15 protein-coding genes are annotated in these 17,765 nt (G+C 58.1%); 8 read left to right on the top strand and 7 right to left on the bottom strand.

The window, feature by feature from the left end:
- Nucleotides 1-146: 146 nt before the first annotated feature.
- The 3 genes from ACOTYN_RS04255 to ACOTYN_RS04245 all read right to left on the bottom strand — a co-directional run bounded on the left by ACOTYN_RS04255 (nt 147) and on the right by ACOTYN_RS04245 (nt 4,466).
- The gene (locus ACOTYN_RS04255) at nt 147-962 is read right to left on the bottom strand and encodes a Cof-type HAD-IIB family hydrolase (protein WP_023336967.1); all 816 of its coding nucleotides are present in this window, start codon (nt 960-962) and stop codon (nt 147-149) included.
- A gap of 167 nt (nt 963-1,129) precedes the next feature.
- On the bottom strand, nt 1,130-3,562 hold the full coding sequence (locus ACOTYN_RS04250; RefSeq protein WP_071922454.1) for a formate C-acetyltransferase/glycerol dehydratase family glycyl radical enzyme: 2,433 nt from the start codon (nt 3,560-3,562) through the stop codon (nt 1,130-1,132).
- A gap of 4 nt (nt 3,563-3,566) precedes the next feature.
- Entirely contained in the window at nt 3,567-4,466 is a 900-nt protein-coding gene (locus tag ACOTYN_RS04245) for a glycyl-radical enzyme activating protein (protein WP_014883127.1), read from the bottom strand.
- Between the two features lie 127 nt (nt 4,467-4,593).
- Between ACOTYN_RS04245 and fsa the strand changes: the two genes are divergently transcribed.
- Nucleotides 4,594-5,256 (top strand): fructose-6-phosphate aldolase, encoded by a 663-nt coding sequence (fsa, locus tag ACOTYN_RS04240; RefSeq protein WP_071922453.1) that lies wholly within the window; start codon nt 4,594-4,596, stop codon nt 5,254-5,256.
- An 89-nt stretch (nt 5,257-5,345) separates the two neighbouring features.
- Here the strand turns inward: fsa and moeB are convergent, their stop codons facing one another.
- Together moeB and moeA are read right to left on the bottom strand one after the other, a co-directional pair.
- On the bottom strand, nt 5,346-6,098 hold the full coding sequence (gene moeB / locus ACOTYN_RS04235; protein ID WP_047343480.1) for a molybdopterin-synthase adenylyltransferase MoeB: 753 nt from the start codon (nt 6,096-6,098) through the stop codon (nt 5,346-5,348).
- A gap of 1 nt (nt 6,099) precedes the next feature.
- Nucleotides 6,100-7,332, bottom strand: coding sequence for a molybdopterin molybdotransferase MoeA (moeA, locus tag ACOTYN_RS04230; RefSeq protein ID WP_071922452.1), 1,233 nt, complete (start codon nt 7,330-7,332; stop codon nt 6,100-6,102).
- Between the two features lie 188 nt (nt 7,333-7,520).
- Between moeA and iaaA the strand changes: the two genes are divergently transcribed.
- From iaaA to gsiD, 5 genes are read left to right on the top strand one after another with little or no spacing between them, the layout of a single operon-like run.
- Complete coding sequence (iaaA, locus tag ACOTYN_RS04225; RefSeq protein ID WP_032637926.1) at nt 7,521-8,459, top strand: beta-aspartyl-peptidase; 939 nt, start codon at nt 7,521-7,523, stop codon at nt 8,457-8,459.
- A gap of 11 nt (nt 8,460-8,470) precedes the next feature.
- Nucleotides 8,471-10,342, top strand: a complete 1,872-nt coding sequence (gene gsiA, locus ACOTYN_RS04220; RefSeq protein ID WP_023338180.1) for a glutathione ABC transporter ATP-binding protein GsiA — start codon at nt 8,471-8,473, stop codon at nt 10,340-10,342.
- A 23-nt stretch (nt 10,343-10,365) separates the two neighbouring features.
- Nucleotides 10,366-11,904: a glutathione ABC transporter substrate-binding protein GsiB gene (gene gsiB / locus ACOTYN_RS04215; RefSeq protein WP_071922450.1), complete on the top strand. Its 1,539-nt coding sequence runs from the start codon at nt 10,366-10,368 to the stop codon at nt 11,902-11,904.
- A 5-nt stretch (nt 11,905-11,909) separates the two neighbouring features.
- Complete coding sequence (gene gsiC / locus ACOTYN_RS04210; protein ID WP_045268560.1) at nt 11,910-12,830, top strand: glutathione ABC transporter permease GsiC; 921 nt, start codon at nt 11,910-11,912, stop codon at nt 12,828-12,830.
- A 1-nt stretch (nt 12,831) separates the two neighbouring features.
- Nucleotides 12,832-13,743, top strand: a complete 912-nt coding sequence (gene gsiD, locus ACOTYN_RS04205) for a glutathione ABC transporter permease GsiD (RefSeq protein ID WP_071922449.1) — start codon at nt 12,832-12,834, stop codon at nt 13,741-13,743.
- 63 nt (nt 13,744-13,806) lie between these two features.
- On the opposite strand, the gene rimO is transcribed toward gsiD, so the two are convergent.
- Nucleotides 13,807-15,132: a 30S ribosomal protein S12 methylthiotransferase RimO gene (rimO, locus tag ACOTYN_RS04200; protein WP_045134211.1), complete on the bottom strand. Its 1,326-nt coding sequence runs from the start codon at nt 15,130-15,132 to the stop codon at nt 13,807-13,809.
- A 216-nt stretch (nt 15,133-15,348) separates the two neighbouring features.
- Between rimO and bssR the strand changes: the two genes are divergently transcribed.
- Both bssR and ACOTYN_RS04190 read left to right on the top strand, forming a co-directional pair.
- Nucleotides 15,349-15,732: a biofilm formation regulator BssR gene (gene bssR / locus ACOTYN_RS04195; RefSeq protein ID WP_023332493.1), complete on the top strand. Its 384-nt coding sequence runs from the start codon at nt 15,349-15,351 to the stop codon at nt 15,730-15,732.
- A 106-nt stretch (nt 15,733-15,838) separates the two neighbouring features.
- Nucleotides 15,839-16,957: a PQQ-dependent sugar dehydrogenase gene (locus ACOTYN_RS04190; protein ID WP_023336979.1), complete on the top strand. Its 1,119-nt coding sequence runs from the start codon at nt 15,839-15,841 to the stop codon at nt 16,955-16,957.
- On the opposite strand, the gene ACOTYN_RS04185 is transcribed toward ACOTYN_RS04190, so the two are convergent.
- On the bottom strand, nt 16,958-17,584 hold the full coding sequence (locus tag ACOTYN_RS04185) for a glutathione S-transferase family protein (protein WP_023338183.1): 627 nt from the start codon (nt 17,582-17,584) through the stop codon (nt 16,958-16,960).
- Between the last annotated feature and the right edge of the window lie 181 nt (nt 17,585-17,765).

The raw sequence follows: 17,765 nt of genomic DNA, 5'->3' as shown, positions 1-17,765 counted from the left end.
TGCCTCGCATCTTTCATTCGAAAGTAAAAATATCTACAAGTGATACTTTAAGTTAAAAATAAGTTAATGCAAGTTTAAAAACTTGACGCAAGCCACAGGTCGGAAAAAGAGTGATAGGCCGGAGCGGGGCTCCGGCGGGAGAGAGATTAGGCGTCGAACGGGGAATGGTTATCGAGCACGGCCTGAATGACGTTCAGCGCGCCCTGGTGGTTGTTGTCGTCGGTGCTGTAGCGGGCGATCTGTTTGATGCTTTCTGCCGCGTTGTTCATCGCAAATGAGTATTTCACCAGCTTCAGCATCTCCGCGTCATTGCCGCTGTCGCCAATGGCCACGCACTGCTGTGGGGAGAGCTCCCAGCGCTTCAGCAGGCGGCTGATGCCGTTGGCTTTATGCAGGCCAGGAATGATCAAGTCCACAAACCCAAAGCCGCTGGTGACCGGTTTCATAATGCCGTCGAGAGAAACATGCAGCGCGTCGATCAGGTTCGGGATATCGCTGTCGGGCAGGTTCAGTGAGAACTTGAACAGCACATCGTCAATCTCGTGATAATCGCTGACGCGCGTTAAGCGATGGTAGTGCTTAGACATCAGCGCCACAAATTCGTCCGGGGCTTTATCGCTGACGTAAGCGCTCTGCAGCCCGCAGGCCACGAAGTTCAGCGCGTTATCTTTCAGCAGTTCGCCAATGACGATCTGCGACTCATGGCGAGTCAGTTCGCCGTGGAAAACGTGTTCCCCGTGATCGAACACCAGCGCGCCGTTTTCCGCCACGAAGGAGATTCGATCTTTTAGCTCAGGGAAGAAGGAGATGAGCTGATAATACTGATTGCCGCTGGCGACAACGAATTCAATGCCGCGGGCGTTAAGCTGCTCAAACTGTGCCTGGAAGCGGTCACGATCGTACTGCTTGGCATCATCAAGGAAAGTTCCGTCCATATCGGTGACGATAACTTTTACGGTCATACTGTGCTCCTGGGTCACTGCGTTTTGAAACATTCTAATAACAAGGTGACGGGGAGCACAAATTTAATTTCGAATGAAAGTCAGAAAGCCGGGTGGCGGCTTCGCCTTACCCGGCCTACGGGGGAGACAATGTAGGCCCGGTAAGCGCAGCGCCACCGGGCGCTTTTTTACAACGTATGCTCGGTACGCGCAATAATATCGTCCTGTGCATCCGGCGACAGGGCGGTGAAGAACGCCGAGTAGCCCGCCACGCGTACCACTAAATCGCGGTACTGGTCAGGGTGTTTCTTCGCTTCCAGCAGCGTTTCGCGCGAGACGATGTTGTACTGAATATGCCAGCCTTTATGCACCTCGAAGAAAGTGCGCAGCAGCACCATCAGCTTCTGGCGATCGCTGTCGTTTTCCAGCGTCGACGGGTTCAGCTTCTGGTTCAGCAGCACGCCGCCCAGAATCGCCTCGGTAGGGAGTTTACCCACGGAGCCGATGACCGCCGTCGGGCCGAGGTGGTCGGTACCGGACGCCGGGCTTGCCCCTTCCGCCAGCGGGGTATACGCCTTACGTCCGTCCGGAGTCGCCATCGTTGCCGCACCAAACGGCACGTTTGCGGAGATGGAGGAGGTGCCCGCGTAGTAGTTACCGCCAATCGGACCACGACCATAGCGCGGGTTGTGGTACTGCTTCAGCTCTTCAATGTAGGTCTGGTAAGCACGCGTCAGCAGCATATCCACGCTGTCGTCGTCGTTACCGTACTTTGGCGCGCCGTTGATCAGACGCTGACGCAGCTGCTCGTGGGTCAGCCCGTCGAAATCATCCGCCAGCGCCGCCGCCAGCTGCTGTTGACCGATGACGCCCTGTTCAAACACCAGCTTCTTCACCGCCGCCAGACTGTTGCCGAGGTTGGCGATACCCACCTGCAGGCCGGAAACCCAGTCATACTTCGCGCCGCCCTGCTTGATGCTTTTCGCGCGTTCGATGCAGTCGTCCACCAGCGCCGAGCAGAGAATATCGTGCACGTTCTCTTCCAGCATGGTGTCCACCACGTACTCAATTTCGATGGATTTGCGGGTGTAGTAGCGAATCTGCGTATCCCACGCCGCCATCACCTCCTCGAAGTTATCGAAGTTACCGGCAGAGAGCGCTTTTTCCTGCGGCAGGAATACCTTACCGCTGGTGGCGTCGCGGCCGCCTTCCAGCGCGGCGAGCATCACGCGGGCAAAGTTGATAAAGCTCATGCCGGTGCAGCGATAGCCCCACTTGCCGCCCACGGCGGTTTCGATACAGCCGATGGCCGCGTAGTCATAGGCGTCATCACGTTCAACGCCGAGCTTGATAAATTCCGGGATAACGATTTCATCGTTGTTGAACGCCGGCATCCCGAAGCCGCAGCGGATCACCTGTACGCAGGCGTCAAGGAAGTCGTTGCTCATGCCTGCGTGGTAACGCACGCTCAGGTTCGGCTGAGTGGAGCGCAGGCGACCGCAGGATTCCAGAATCGCGTAGGAGAGCGGGTTGACCGCGTCCATTGGCTCACCGTTGACCAGCTTCTGGCCGCCGATGGTGACGTTCTGGTACAGCGGGCTACCGGCAGAGGCCTTAGAGTGCGAGCCGGAGCGGATCTTGTTCACTTCCAGCAGCTTCAGCCAGCAGCTGTGCAGCAGCTCAATCGCGTGTTCGCGGTCGAGACTCTGGTTCAGCTCCACGTCGCGGCGGTAGAACGGATAGAGATACTGATCCATACGGGCAAACGACACGGAGTGACCGTTAGACTCAATCTGCAGGATCAGCTGAATGAAATAGCACAGCTGCAGCGCCTGCCAGAAGGTTTTTGGCGGCTCGTGGGCAATCACGTCGCAGTTTTCCGCCATTGCCAGCAGCTCGTCGCGGCGGCTTTCGCGGGTTTCCGTGGCCGCCATTTCGCGTGCCAGAGCGGCAAAACGTTTGATGTGCAGGCTCACCGCGTCCAGCACGATATCGATCGCTTTCAGGAACTGGTCGCCGTGCAGATCGTCCAGCACCGTCAGGTTGATACGCGAGCGGCGCTCGGCGACTTTAGCGCGCAGGCCGTCGAGACCTTTCTCCAGCACCAGCGGGAAGTTCACCGCCAGGTGCGCGTCGCCGGAGGTCATGTTGCCTTCGGCTTTGATAATACCGGTTTCCAGCAGGCCTTTTTGCTCGTCGGTGAACATGCCGTAGCAGCGATCCTGCACCGTCTGGCCGCGCCACCACGGGCAGATCGCATGCAGGACGCGCTTGTTCTCTTCGCTCACCGCAAAGCCCGCGCCCGGACGGTCCGCCAGATCGTCGATCTCTTTTTCAATCCAGGAGACGGTGTATTCCGGGAAGATAGGTGCGGCGCGAACTTCGCTTGCCTGGTTACCGATAATCAGCTCGTCGTGTTTTATCCAGATGGTACGCTCAGCCAGATGATGCGCCAGCGCCAGGGCGCGACGCACCGGGATCGGCTTGTCCATGTGCTGCTGGTACATTTCGGTGTAATGCTGCGCGCGCTCGGTACAGACCGGCGGCTTAACGATATGGACCAGCGCGGTTTTGTGCGCCTTGATGCGCTCGCTGAGGGTGTTGAGATTTAACGTCGTCATAGGTTTATCCTCGTAAGGTCGCGGTTAACCCTTTCTGGCAGGCGTACTGCTGCGCGAAGTCCAGCAGGGCAGGGTTATCCAGCGGTTTGTCAGGGGCAGAGTAGGGTTGGCCAAGCAGGGTGTATTTGTTCATGCCCAGCGTGTGATACGGCAGAAAATGAATATCATCGACGCCAAGTTCATCGGCGGCGAAGTTGGTAATGGCGGTCACGGACGCTTCATCGGCATTGAAGCCCTGAATCAGCGGTACGCGAATGGTGATTTTTTTCCCGGCAGCGGCAAGGCGCTTCAGGTTATCGAGGATCCGTTTGGCCGAGCCGTCCGTCCACTGTTTGAACACCTCAGGATCGACGTGTTTCAGGTCGGCGAGGAACAGATCGACGTACGGTAATGAAGGCTCGATATAGTGCCACGGCACGTGAAGACAGGTTTCAACGGCGGTGTGGATCCCCTGTTCGTGGCTGGCTTTAAACAGCGCGTGCGCCAGCTCCGGGTTCATAAATGGCTCGCCGCCGGAAAGCGTAATACCGCCGCCGCTGCGGTCGTAAAAGGGCTTATCGCGCAGCACGGTCGCCATGATCTCGCCCACCTGCTGTTCTTCACCGCATACGGTCAGCGCCTGCGTCGGGCAGCAGTCGGTGAGGGCGTTGAGCGTCTCTTCACGCAATTTTTCACGGTGGATGACGAGACCATTCAGCGCGCGTTCGATACAGCCCGGCGCCGCCTGCTGACACAGGTCGCAGCCGTCAAGGCACAGGCGCGCATCAAACAGCACGTCCCGGCTACGGGAACGGCTTTCCGGGTTCTGGCACCAGCGACAGCCCAGCGAGCACCCTTTCAGGAACACCACGGTACGAATACCGGGGCCATCGTGGGTGGAGTAACGCTGAATATTGAAGATCATGTTTTTATCCTCAGGTTGCATATGAAGATTAAATGACTTTCGAATGAAAGTTATCTTGATGCAGGTCAACTCCTGAGCAGGTTTTCCTGTGATAGGTTAAGTGCAGGCTAATTTTGAGGGTGACATCATGGAACTTTATCTCGACACATCAGACGTTGCGGCAGTCAAAAAGCTGGCGCGTATCTTCCCGCTGGCGGGCGTGACCACCAACCCAAGCATTGTGGCGGCAGGTAAAACGCCGCTGGATGAGCTTCTGCCCGCGCTGCACGACGCGATGGGCGGTAAAGGCCGTCTGTTCGCGCAGGTGATGGCGACGACCGCTGAAGGTATGGTGGAAGACGCGCTTAAGCTGCGCGCGATGATTAACGACCTGGTGGTGAAAGTGCCGGTAACTGCCGAAGGGCTGGCAGCCATCAAGATGCTGAAAGCGGAAGGCATTCCGACGCTGGGTACGGCGGTGTACGGCGCGGCCCAGGGCATGCTCTCCGCGCTGGCAGGAGCAGAGTATATCGCGCCATACGTGAACCGCGTGGACGCGCAGGGCGGGGACGGTATCCAGACCGTGGTTGAGCTGCAACAGCTGCTGACGCTGCACGCCCCGCAATCAAAAGTGCTGGCCGCGAGCTTTAAAACCCCACGTCAGGCGCTGGACTGCCTGCTGGCAGGATGCGAGTCCATCACGCTGCCGCTGGACGTGGCGCAGCAGTTTATTACCTCTCCTGCGGTAGACGCAGCGATTGTGAAGTTTGAGCAGGACTGGCAGGGGGCGTTTGGTCGGACGTCGATCTGACGGGTGCGGCCTGATGCCCTCACCCCAACCCTCTCCCACAGGGAGAGGGAGCAAACACTAAAACGGCAACCTGAAGGTTGCCGTTTGCTTTAACCTCCACAAACCTCACATCCCGGATTACGCATCAGCTTCATCTCGCGGAACTGGCAGGTCATCGCGTCATACATCACGATTTTTCCTGCGGCAGGCGTACCGTAATGCGCCAGCACTTTAATCGCTTCCATCGCCTGCAGCGACCCAATCACGCCGACGAGCGGCGCCATCACGCCCGCCTCAACGCAGGTTAGCGCATTCTCACCAAACAGACGGCTCAGGCAACGGTAGCAGGGGGCCCCCTCCGCATAGGTGAAGACGCTGATCTGCCCCTCCATGCGGATCGCCGCGCCGGAGACCAGCGGGGTTTTGTGGGCAAAACAGCCTGCATTAAGCTGGTTACGAACGGCGACGTTATCGGTGCAGTCGAGCACCAGATCGTGCTGCGCAATCTGCGCAAATAACGCCTCGTCATCCAGCATCGCGTCAAGCAGGGTGAACTGAACGTTGGGGTTGATGCGCGCCAGGGCAGCCCGGGCGGATTCCACTTTTGGCTCGCCAATGGTCGCGTCGCTGTGCAGCGTCTGGCGCTGCAGGTTAGACACCGATACGGTATCAAAATCCAGCAGCGTCATCCTGCCCACGCCCGCCGCGGCCAGGTATTGCGCGGCGGCGCAGCCGAGCCCGCCGAGGCCAACAACCAGCACGCTGGCCGCCTTGAGTGCTTCCTGTCCCTCGAAATCAAATCCGCGCAGGACAATCTGGCGGTTGTAGCGCATCATCTCCTGGTCGCTCAGTTCCACCGTCATGTCAGCCTCCGAACAGGTGGTTGAAGCGCTCTACCTCAACCCATTCACCCGCTTCCACGTTGCCGCGCTCGCGCTCCAGCACGATAAAGCAGTTGCCCAGGCTGAAGGAGCTGAAAATGTGCGAACCCTGGTGCCCGGTCGTGCTGACTTCCAGCTCACCGTGCGCGTTATGCGCCAGAATGCCGCGCTGGAAATCAAGCCGACCCGGCGATTTTTTCAGGCGCGTCGCGGCGCGCACGCGCAGGCGTTCCGGCAGCGGGCTGGCGGTGTTGCCGGAAAGCTTCGCCAGCAGCGGGATCACCAGCTGGTAAAAGGTGAGTGCCGCTGAGACCGGGTTACCCGGCAGACCGCAGAACCAGCTGTGCGGAAGCTTGCCAAACGCGAACGGTTTGCCCGGTTTGATTGCCAGCTTCCAGAAGGCGATTTCGCCCAGCTCTTCAAGAAGGGTTTTGGTGTAATCCGCTTCCCCCACGGAGACGCCGCCGGAGCTGATGACCACATCGGCGGATTTATCCGCCTCAATAAATGCCGCGCGCAGTTTTTCCGGATCGTCAGGAATGATGCCGAGATTAATCACTTCGCAGCCCAGCTGCTCCAGCATCAGGTGGACTGCCAGCCGGTTGGTGTCGTAAATCTGACCGTCCTGCAGCGGCTGGCCCGGAAGCTGCAGCTCGTCACCGGTGGAGAACACCGCGACGCGCACTTTCCGGATAACGTCAATGTCCGCGATGCCGAGCGAGGCCAGCACCGGCAGCTCCGCCACCGTCAGTTTCTGCCCGGCGGCAAAGACCGTTGCGCCAAGGGTAATGTCCTCGCCGGTACGGCGGATGTTCTGGCCCGCTTTGACGCTGGCGGTAAAACGCACGCCGTCGTCCGTCTGTTCGGTTTCTTCCTGCATCACCACGGCATCGCAGCCTGGCGGAACCGGCGCGCCGGTCATGATCCGCACGCAGGTGCCCACAGGCCATTCACCGCTAAACGGCTGACCGGCAAAGGCTTTACCCACCACCGGCAGGGCGTTGCCCGTCTGGAGGTCCGCCAGGCGTACCGCGTAACCGTCCATCGCGGAATTATCGAACCCCGGCACGTTAAGCGGAGAGACGATATCGCGCGCGGCGATTCGGCCAAAACAGCGCACGAGGGGCAGCGTTTCGACGTCTTGCAGCGGCGAAAGTCGGTCAAGCATCTGCGTGAGTGCCGTCTCAAGCGGCATCAGTCCGGCGGTAAAATCCATGGTGGGCTCCTGAGGAGTAACAACGAAAGCGTCCATTATGGCAGAAAAGTGCGGCTAACTGTATGACCCGATGGGTGTACGCTTTACATCACAGTTGCGTCTTTCTATATTCAAAAATCATCTGAAGTTTCATCGACGATAATGATATTTATAGAAAAAGCCGCGAATCAGGCTAACGGGTGATGTGAATGGTTAATGCGGTAATCGCAATTCATGGTGGCGCAGGGGCAATCACCCGTGCACAGCTCAGTCCTGAGCAGGAAAAGCGTTATATTGACGCGCTGTACGCCATTGTTGAAACAGGTCAGAAAATGCTGGAAGCGGGCGAGAGCGCGCTGGATGTGGTCACCGAGGCGGTGCGTCTGCTGGAGGAGTGTCCGCTCTTTAATGCTGGCATCGGTTCAGTCTTTACCCGGGATGAAACCCACGAGCTTGATGCTTGCGTGATGGACGGCGTCACCCTGAAGGCAGGGGCCGTGGCGGGCGTGAGTCATCTGCGTAATCCGGTGCTGGCGGCGCGTCTGGTGATGGAAGAGAGTCCGCACGTTCTGCTGACGGGCGCCGGGGCGGAGAAATTTGCCCGTGAGCACGGAATGGAACCGGTATCGCCCGATCTTTTTTCCACGGAGGAGCGCTATCAGCAACTGCTGGAAGCCCGTTCAGCGGGTATGACGCAGCTTGATCATGCTGCGCCGCTGGATGAAACCACCAAAATGGGCACGGTCGGCGCGGTGGCGCTGGATAAGGCCGGCAACCTCGCGGCGGCGACCTCAACGGGCGGCATGACCAACAAGCTGCCCGGCCGCGTCGGCGACAGCCCGCTGCCGGGCGCCGGCTGCTATGCCAATAACGCCACGGCGGCGGTGTCGTGTACCGGCACCGGGGAAGTGTTTATTCGCGCCCTCGCGGCCTACGACATCACCGCGCTGATGGATTACGGCGGTTTAAGCCTGAGCGAGGCCTGCGAGCGCGTGGTGATGGAAAAATTGCCTGCTCTGGGCGGCGTTGGCGGCCTAATTGCCGTGGACCGTGAGGGCAACGTGGCCCTGCCGTTTAACAGCGAAGGGATGTATCGCGCCTGGGGTTACGCCGGTGATGAACCGAGCACGGGCATCTATCGTGAATAAGGGGGCCGCGCGTGCCGCACAGTGAAGAGCTGGACAACGGCGAAGTACTGGCTGTCCATCAGCTGAATATTGCGTTTCAGGAAGAGCGGCAGTTCATCCCCGCAGTAGAAAATTTATCGTTCTCGCTCAGACGCGGCGAGACGCTGGCAATTGTTGGCGAATCCGGTTCCGGTAAATCGGTCACCGCGCTGGCGCTGATGCGTCTGCTGGAACAGACGGGCGGGCAAATCAGCAGCGAGAAGATGCTCCTGCGCCGCCGTAATCGTCAGGTCATTGATTTAAACGAGCTGAGCGGCGCGCAGATGCAGGGCGTGCGCGGGGCAGATATTGCGATGATCTTTCAGGAGCCGATGACTTCGCTTAACCCGGTTTTCCCGGTAGGGGAACAGATTGCCGAGTCCATCCGGCTGCATCAGGGGCTAAGCGGCGATGAGGCGCTCAACGAAGCCAGAAGGATGCTGGAGCTGGTGCGCATTCCCGAGGCGCAGGCCATTCTGGGACGTTACCCGCATCAGCTTTCCGGCGGTATGCGCCAGCGGGTGATGATTGCCATGGCGCTCTCCTGCCGTCCGGCGGTACTGATTGCGGATGAACCGACAACGGCGCTGGACGTGACGATTCAGGCGCAGATCCTGCAGCTTATCAAAGTGCTGCAGCAAGAGATGGAGATGGGGGTAATATTTATCACCCACGATATGGGCGTGGTGGCTGACATCGCCGACCGGGTGCTGGTGATGCACAAGGGCAACGCGGTGGAAACCGGCACGGTCGAACAGATTTTTCATGCCCCTGTGCATCCTTATACTAAAGCGCTGCTGGCGGCGGTGCCGCGTCTTGGCGCGATGAACGGCAGCGACCTGCCGCGTCGTTTTCCGCTGATTTCCCTTGAAGCGACAGGGCAGCAGGAGGATGAACGCGAGCAGGATACCGTGGTGCCGGGCAAACCCATTCTTGAAGTGCGCGACCTGGTGACCCGTTTTCCGCTGCGCAGCGGGATTTTCAATCGCCTGAAGCGCGAAGTCCACGCGGTCGAAAACGTCAGTTTCGATTTATGGCCGGGCGAAACGCTGGCGCTGGTGGGGGAGTCCGGCTGCGGGAAATCCACCACCGGACGCGCACTGCTTCGGCTGGTGGAGACGCAGGAAGGGACAATCACCTTTAACGGCGAACGAATCGATACCCTGCCAGACAACAAATTACAGGCGGTACGCCGGGATATTCAGTTTATTTTCCAGGATCCGTATGCCTCCCTCGATCCGCGCCATACGGTAGGGTACTCAATTATGGAGCCGCTGCGGGTGCATAACCTGCTCGACGGCGAGGCGGCGCAGCGTCGCGTGGCCTGGCTGCTGGAGCGCGTCGGCCTCAAGCCGGAACATGCCTGGCGTTATCCGCACGAGTTTTCCGGCGGGCAGCGGCAGCGTATCTGCATTGCCCGTGCGCTGGCGCTGAACCCGAAAGTGGTGATTGCGGATGAATCCGTTTCGGCGCTGGATGTCTCAATCCGGGCGCAAATCATCAACTTATTGCTCGATTTACAGCGGGATATGGGCATCGCTTTCCTGTTTATCTCGCACGATATGGCGGTGGTCGAGCGCATCAGCCATCGCGTGGCGGTGATGTTCATGGGGCAAATCGTGGAGATAGGTCCGCGAAGGGCAGTGTTTGAGAACCCGCAACATCCTTACACTCGCAAGCTTATCGCGGCGGTACCGGTTGCTGACCCCGCGCATCGTCACGGCCAGCGCGTGCTGCTGCAGGATGAAATGCCGAGCAATATTCGCAAACGCGGCGAGGCCGTGGAGCGCGTCACGCTGCGTGAGGTTGGTCCGGGCCACTTCGTGGCTCCGCCGCGCCAGGACAATGCCTTCTCACGGTTATAACTTACAACAGGCAGGAGAACACAATGGTTACATTTGTAGCGCGTAAATGGTTGTTAGCCGCGAGCGTGACGGCAGCCCTGGCCGCTGCCCCCGCGTTCGCCGCCAAGGACGTGGTGGTTGCCGTCGGCTCCAACTTCACCACGCTGGATCCGTATGACGCCAACGATACGCTTTCCCAGGCGGTGGCGAAATCGTTCTATCAGGGGCTGTTCGGCCTGGATAACGAGATGAAGCTCAAAAATGTTCTGGCGCAGGGGTATACCGTCTCCGACGACGGTCTGGTCTATACCATCAAGCTTCGTTCCGGCGTGAAGTTCCAGGACGGTACCGATTTCAATGCGGAGGCGGTAAAGGTCAACCTTGACCGTGCCAGCAACCCGGAAAACAGCCTGAAGCGCTATAACCTTTATAAAAACATCGCCAGCACCGAGGCGGTGGATCCGACGACGGTCAAAATCACGCTGAAAGCGCCATTCTCGGCGTTTATCAATATACTGGCGCACCCGGCAACGGCGATGATCTCGCCTGCCGCGTTGAAAAAGTACGGCAAGGAGATTGGCTTCCACCCGGTCGGTACCGGCCCGTACGAGCTGCTCACCTGGAACCAGACCGATTTTGTGAAGGTGAAGAAATTCCCAGGGTACTGGCAGAAAGGGCTGCCGAAGCTGGACACCATCACCTGGCGTCCGGTGGTGGATAACAATACCCGCGCAGCGATGCTGCAAACGGGTGAGGCGCAGTTTGCTTTCCCCATCCCGTATGAGCAGGCCGCTATTCTGCAGAAAAACAGCAAGCTGGAGCTGGTGGCCAGTCCGTCAATCATGCAGCGCTATATCAGCATGAACGTCACGCAGAAGCCGTTTGATAACCCAAAGGTACGTGAAGCGATCAACTATGCGATTAACCGTCAGGCGCTGGTGAAGGTCGCTTTTGCGGGCTATGCCACCCCGGCGACCGGCGTGCTGCCTCCGGCTATTGCCTATGCGCAAAGCTATCAGCCGTGGCCGTACGATCCGGCTAAAGCGCGCGAGCTGCTCAAAGAGGCGGGCTTCCCGAACGGTTTCAGCACCACGCTGTGGTCGTCGCATAATCACAGTACCGCCCAGAAGGTGCTGCAGTTCACCCAGCAGCAGCTGGCGCAGGTGGGCATCAAGGTGCAGGTCACCGCGATGGATGCCGGTCAGCGGGCCGCGGAGGTCGAGGGGAAAGGGCAGAAAGAGAGCGGCGTGCGGATGTTCTATACCGGTTGGTCGGCGTCGACCGGTGAAGCCGACTGGGCGCTTGCACCGCTGTTTGCTTCGCAAAACTGGCCGCCAACCCTGTTTAACACCGCGTTTTACAGCAATCCGCAGGTGGACAACGATCTGGCCGATGCCCTGAAAACCACTAAACCGGAAGAGAAAGCGCGCCTCTACAAAGACGCCCAGGACCTTATCTGGAAAGAGTCGCCGTGGGTACCGCTGGTGGTGGAGAAACTGGTTTCAGCCCATAACAAAGCGCTGACCGGGTTCTACATCATGCCGGATACGGGCTTTAGCTTTGACGATGCGGATTTAAAATAACACTCATGCTGAATTATGTTTGTAAACGCTTGCTTGGGCTTATCCCGACGCTGCTGATTGTGGCGATACTGGTATTTTTGTTTGTGCATATGCTGCCGGGCGATCCGGCGCGTCTGGTTGCCGGGCCGGAAGCAGATGCCGCCGTCATTGAGATGGTGCGCAAGCAGCTGGGCCTGGATCAGCCACTGTATATGCAGTTTCTTCATTACATTTGCAACGTTCTGCAGGGCGATTTTGGCATCTCGATGGTGTCGCGTCGTCCGGTAGCGGAGGAAATCGCCAGCCGCTTTATGCCCACGTTCTGGCTAACGATTGCCAGTATGAGCTGGGCAGTGGTGTTTGGGCTGGGCGCCGGGATTGTTGCGGCGGTCTGGCGCAACCGCTGGCCGGATAAGCTCGGTATGGCGCTGGCGGTCACCGGTATCTCTTTTCCGGCGTTCGCGCTGGGGATGCTGCTGATGCAAATCTTCTCCGTTGAGCTGGGCTGGCTGCCGACCGTTGGGGCCGATACCTGGAAGCATTACATTCTGCCCTCTATGACGCTGGGGGCTGCCGTCTCGGCGGTAATGGCCCGCTTTACCCGCGCCTCCTTCGTTGACGTGCTGAGTGAAGATTATATTCGCACCGCGCGGGCGAAAGGGGTCAGCGAGAAGTGGGTCATTCTTAAGCACGGGTTTCGTAATGCGATGATCCCGGTGGTGACGATGATGGGGCTGCAGTTTGGCTTTCTGCTGGGCGGCTCTATCGTCGTGGAAAAGGTCTTCAACTGGCCGGGGCTGGGGCGTCTGCTGGTCGATTCGGTCGAGATGCGCGACTACCCGGTAATTCAGGCGGAAGTCCTGCTTTTCTCCCTGGAGTTTATTCTTATCAACTTAGTGGTGGATGTGCTCTACGCCGCCATTAACCCGGCCATCAGGTATAAGTAAAATGCGATTGTTGAACTGGCGACGTCAGGCCGTTTTAAACGCTATGCCGGGGCTGAAACCGGAGCATATCCGCACGCCGTGGTCGGAATTCTGGCGGCGTTTTCGCCGTCAGCCGGTCGCCATGACGGCGGGGCTATTTGTGCTGCTGCTGATTGCGGTAGCGATCGTTGCACCCTGGGTGGCGCCGTTTGATGCGGAAAACTATTTTGACTACGACCGCCTGAATGATGGGCCGTCCATGCTCCACTGGTTCGGTGTGGATTCCCTTGGGCGCGATATCTTCAGCCGCGTGCTGGCGGGGGCGCAAATCTCGCTTGCCGCCGGGGTGTTTGCGGTACTGATCGGCGCGGCAATCGGTACCGTGCTGGGTCTCGTCGCCGGATATTACGAAGGCTGGTGGGATCGCATCATCATGCGAATCTGCGACGTGCTGTTTGCCTTCCCCGGCATTCTGCTGGCCATTGCCGTGGTGGCCATTATGGGCAGCGGCATGGCGAACGTGATTATTGCCGTCGCGGTATTTTCGATTCCCGCCTTTGCCCGCCTTGTGCGCGGCAACACGCTGGTGCTGAAACAGCAGACGTTTATCGAGTCCGCCCGCAGCATGGGGGCCAGCGATGCCACCATTCTGTTCAGTCATATTCTGCCGGGAACGGTGTCGTCTATTGTGGTCTATTTCACCATGCGCATCGGCGTGTCGATTATTTCTGCGGCCAGCCTGTCGTTTCTGGGGTTAGGCGCACAGCCACCGACGCCGGAGTGGGGCGCGATGCTGAACGAGGCGAGGGCAGATATGGTGATTGCGCCGCACGTGGCGATCTTCCCGAGTCTGGCGATTTTCCTGACCGTGCTGGCATTTAACCTGCTGGGGGACGGGCTGCGCGACGCGCTGGATCCGAGGATTAAGGGGTAGGGCAGTGGAATGTGCCGGGTGGCGACTACGCCTTACCCGGCCTGGAAATGAGGTGCAGTACGATTAAACCCGGCTACCCCACAGGTCATATTCGTCCGCGTTTTCAACCTTCACGCGAATAATATCACCCGGCTTAACGCGAGTTTCGCCGTTCAGGTACACCGCGCCGTCGATTTCAGGGGCATCCGCCATGCTGCGGCCAATTGCGCCTTCTTCGTCCACTTCGTCAATGATAACCATGATCTCTCGGCCCACTTTCTCCTGCAGACGTTCAGCAGAGATCTGCTGTTGCAGCTGCATAAAGCGGTTCCAGCGCTCTTCTTTCACCTCTTCCGGCACCTGATCCGCCAGTTCGTTGGCGGTTGCGCCTTCAACCGGGCTGTACTTGAAGCAGCCTACGCGGTCCAGACGCGCTTCTTTCAGGAAATCGAGCAGCATCTGGAAATCTTCTTCGGTTTCACCCGGGAAGCCGACGATGAAGGTTGAGCGCAGGGTCAGATCCGGGCAGATTTCGCGCCACTGTTTAATGCGTGCCAGCTGACGGTCAACGGAGCCAGGACGTTTCATCAGCTTCAGGATACGCGGACTGGCGTGCTGCAGCGGGATGTCCAGATACGGCAGGATTTTGCCTTCCGCCATCAACGGAATGACGTCGTCAACGTGCGGATATGGGTAGACGTAATGCAGACGCGTCCAGATCCCCAGCTTCGCGAGCTGCTCGCACAGGCCCACCATGCTGGTTTTCACCGGCTCGCCGTTGTGGAAACCGGAACGGTGCTTCACGTCTACGCCGTAAGCAGAGGTATCCTGGGAAATCACCAGCAGTTCTTTCACGCCAGCATCGGCCAGACGTTTAGCTTCCGCCAGCACGTCGCCAATCGGACGACTCACCAGGTCGCCACGCATGGACGGGATGATGCAGAAGGTGCAGCGATGGTTGCAGCCTTCGGAAATTTTCAGGTAAGCGTAGTGACGCGGCGTCAGCTTCACGCCCTGTTCCGGCACCAGGCTCAGGAACGGATTGTGCTTTGGTTTTGGCACGTAGTGATGAACATGTTCCAGCACCTGCTCGTAACTGTGCGGGCCAGTGATCTCCAGCACCTTCGGATGCACTTCGCGGATCTGGTCCTCTTTCGCGCCCAGACAGCCGGTCACAATGACTTTGCCGTTTTCCGTCAGGGCTTCACCGATGGCTTCCAGGGACTCCTGAACCGCGCTGTCAATAAACCCGCAGGTGTTCACAATCACCATATCGGCGTTGTCGTAGCTTGGCACCACGTCATAGCCTTCGGTACGAAGTTCGGTAAGGATGCGTTCGGAATCCACCAGGTTTTTCGGGCAGCCGAGGGAGACGAAGCCGATTTTCGGCGGGTGCGTAACATTGCTCATAGGTTAAAAATTCATCAATTATGGAGTTATCAGGGCGGGATTTTACAGCGTATCGCGTGGGATTTATACACTCTTTGCAAGCGGGATGTGTCGGGCAGAGGTTGTAACATTGTAAATAATGTTAATCAGTTAAGAATAATTGATCTCAGGCATTAAACTGTACAAAAAATGAACTTATTCTGACTGTGCAACATGGCTGACAGAGGAGGAAATAGCATGTCCGTTGACAGACTGAAACGCGATCTGCTTAACAAGCTGATCAACGCCCGAATCGACCTGGCCGCTTATCTGCAGCTCAGGAAGGCCAAAGGCTATATGTCAGTCAGCGAAAGCGAACATCTGCGTGATAATCTGTTTGAACTTTGCAATTTCATGCGTGAAAAAGCACCGATCCTGAGGGCGGAATACGATGAATGCGAGTTAATGGCGCTGCGTCGTGCCGCTGAGGTGCTCTCCATTGCTGGGGTATGTTTGATGAACGGACGCCACGACTGCCCGAATTTTATCGCTGTGAACGCGGAGAAGCTTGAAAACTGCCTGACAACGCTTTCTCTATGCATCATGTGTCTGTCCGAGCACGAGAAGCTTGAGCAACACTGAACCCGGGGGAGGCAACTCCCCCTTCTGATTAAGCTTTTGTAAAAGTGGTAACGCGCCCGGAGGTACTGGCTAATCTTTATGCCATATGCCGAAAAAGGAGCGCGTCATGCCACGGTCCTCGTTGATTTTCCTTCCTGCGTTGTGCTTTTCCTTTTCACTTCTTGCGGCGCCAGAGGCGGTGAAGGTCGAGGTGCTGCAAAACCGACTCGATCACCCCTGGTCGATGGCGTTCCTGCCGGACAATAAAGGGCTTCTGGTCACCCTCAAGGGCGGGCAGCTCAAACACTGGCAGGCCGGAAAAGGGCTTTCCGATCCCATTGTCGGCGTTCCGAAGGTCTGGGCGAACGGTCAGGGAGGACTGCTGGACGTGGTGCTGGCGCCGGATTTTGCAACGTCGCGCCGCGTCTGGCTGAGTTACGCCGAAGCAGGGCATGACGGCAAAGCCGGAACGACGGTGGGTTATGGCCGCTTAAGCGACGATCTTTCCCGCATCGAGGCATTCCAGGTCGTGTTCCGCCAGATGCCGAAACTCTCGACCGGTAACCATTTTGGCGGACGGCTGGTGTTTGACGGCAAAGGCTACCTCTTTATCGGACTCGGCGAGAACAACCAGCGCCCGACGGCGCAGGACCTGGACAAGCTGCAGGGGAAAGTGGTGCGCCTGACCGAGGACGGTAAAGTGCCTGCGGATAACCCCTTTGTGAACACCGCCGGCGCACGGCCGGAAATCTGGTCTTATGGCATTCGCAACCCGCAGGGAATGGCGATGAATCCGTGGAGCGACACGCTCTGGCTGAACGAACATGGCCCGCGCGGCGGGGATGAAATCAATATCCCGGAGAAAGGCAAAAATTACGGCTGGCCGCTGGCGACACACGGCATTAATTACAGTGGCCTGAAAATCCCCGAAGCCAAAGGTGAACACGTCGAGGGAACCGAGAAGCCGCTGTTTGTCTGGAAAGTCTCGCCCGCGGTCAGCGGCATGGCGTTCTACAACAGCGACGTTTTTCCGCAGTGGAAAAACAAACTGTTTATTGGGGCGCTAAAGGAGAAAGACGTTATCGTCCTGAGCGTGGAGGGCAACAAGGTCACGGAGGACGGGCGCATCCTGGGCGATCGGGATCAACGTATTCGCGATGTGCGGGTGGGGCCGGACGGGTATCTGTATGTGCTCACCGATGAAACGGACGGGCAACTGCTAAAAGTCAGCCCGTCCGGTGCGTAATCAGGTGACCGGGGTCATCACGACGTTACGGTACGCCGGACGCTCGCTCAGTTGCTTGAGCCAGCGTTCAAGGTGAGGGCGCGGCGTCCAGTTCAGCCCCATATTGGTCAGGTTCCAGACAAACGGCGCCACGGCAATATCCCCCACGCCGAACGTCTCGCCGGAGAACCAGGCGTGCTTCGCCAGTTCGTCATCCATCATGGCAAACAGGTTTTCACAGGCATCCTGAGCGGCATGAATAGCAGGATAGTCGCGCTCGGCCTCGGGGGTTCTCACTAGCCCCATCAGGATCACCCGGTGAACAGGAGAGAACGTCTGGTTTGCCCAGTCCATCCACTTTTCACCCTGGGCGCGCTGCGCCGGGTTTTCAACCCACAGACGGCCAAGGCCGTACTGGGCGGCGAGGTAGCGCACAATAGTGTTAGATTCCCAAAGCGTCGCGTCTGTTTCGTCATCGCGCAGCAGCGGCACCAGGCCGTTCGGGTTCATCGCCAGATAGTCGGCCTCTCTGTTTACCCCGAATGCCATGCCAGCCATGATTTGATTAAACGGTAAATCCAGCTCTTCCAGCGTCCAGAGCACTTTCTTCACGTTGGTCGAATTGTTCCTGCCCCACAGCGTAATCATATTTACTCCTGATGAGTTGTTAATCCGGGTCACCTTTTTCGCCATGGTGAGATAAACCTAACAATTACGCAACAGAAGACAAAAAAATCGCCTGAATCAAAGCGTAAATGAATGTTATTGCATAAACTTTAATAACTTTACCCTCGCTGGGTTTCTTTCACCGTTTTAGTGCGCTATTACT

It is taken from the genome of Enterobacter cloacae complex sp. IR5458 (genome assembly GCF_049238025.1).
Classification (GTDB): domain Bacteria; phylum Pseudomonadota; class Gammaproteobacteria; order Enterobacterales; family Enterobacteriaceae; genus Enterobacter; species Enterobacter kobei.
The sequence above is the reverse complement of the archived record's forward strand: the minus strand, read 5'-3'. Positions and strand labels throughout refer to the sequence as shown.

What these genes read in the sequence shown, in the direction of transcription:
- ACOTYN_RS04255 (WP_023336967.1), bottom strand. Translation starts at nt 962, where the DNA reads ATGACCGTAAAAGTTATCGTCACCGATATGGACGGAACTTTCCTTGAT.
- ACOTYN_RS04250 (WP_071922454.1), bottom strand. Translation starts at nt 3,562, where the DNA reads ATGACGACGTTAAATCTCAACACCCTCAGCGAGCGCATCAAGGCGCAC.
- ACOTYN_RS04245 (WP_014883127.1), bottom strand. Translation starts at nt 4,466, where the DNA reads ATGATCTTCAATATTCAGCGTTACTCCACCCACGATGGCCCCGGTATT.
- fsa (WP_071922453.1), top strand. Translation starts at nt 4,594, where the DNA reads ATGGAACTTTATCTCGACACATCAGACGTTGCGGCAGTCAAAAAGCTG.
- moeB (WP_047343480.1), bottom strand. Translation starts at nt 6,098, where the DNA reads ATGACGGTGGAACTGAGCGACCAGGAGATGATGCGCTACAACCGCCAG.
- moeA (WP_071922452.1), bottom strand. Translation starts at nt 7,332, where the DNA reads ATGGATTTTACCGCCGGACTGATGCCGCTTGAGACGGCACTCACGCAG.
- iaaA (WP_032637926.1), top strand. Translation starts at nt 7,521, where the DNA reads ATGGTTAATGCGGTAATCGCAATTCATGGTGGCGCAGGGGCAATCACC.
- gsiB (WP_071922450.1), top strand. Translation starts at nt 10,366, where the DNA reads ATGGTTACATTTGTAGCGCGTAAATGGTTGTTAGCCGCGAGCGTGACG.
- gsiC (WP_045268560.1), top strand. Translation starts at nt 11,910, where the DNA reads ATGCTGAATTATGTTTGTAAACGCTTGCTTGGGCTTATCCCGACGCTG.
- gsiD (WP_071922449.1), top strand. Translation starts at nt 12,832, where the DNA reads ATGCGATTGTTGAACTGGCGACGTCAGGCCGTTTTAAACGCTATGCCG.
- rimO (WP_045134211.1), bottom strand. Translation starts at nt 15,132, where the DNA reads ATGAGCAATGTTACGCACCCGCCGAAAATCGGCTTCGTCTCCCTCGGC.
- bssR (WP_023332493.1), top strand. Translation starts at nt 15,349, where the DNA reads ATGTCCGTTGACAGACTGAAACGCGATCTGCTTAACAAGCTGATCAAC.
- ACOTYN_RS04190 (WP_023336979.1), top strand. Translation starts at nt 15,839, where the DNA reads ATGCCACGGTCCTCGTTGATTTTCCTTCCTGCGTTGTGCTTTTCCTTT.
- ACOTYN_RS04185 (WP_023338183.1), bottom strand. Translation starts at nt 17,584, where the DNA reads ATGATTACGCTGTGGGGCAGGAACAATTCGACCAACGTGAAGAAAGTG.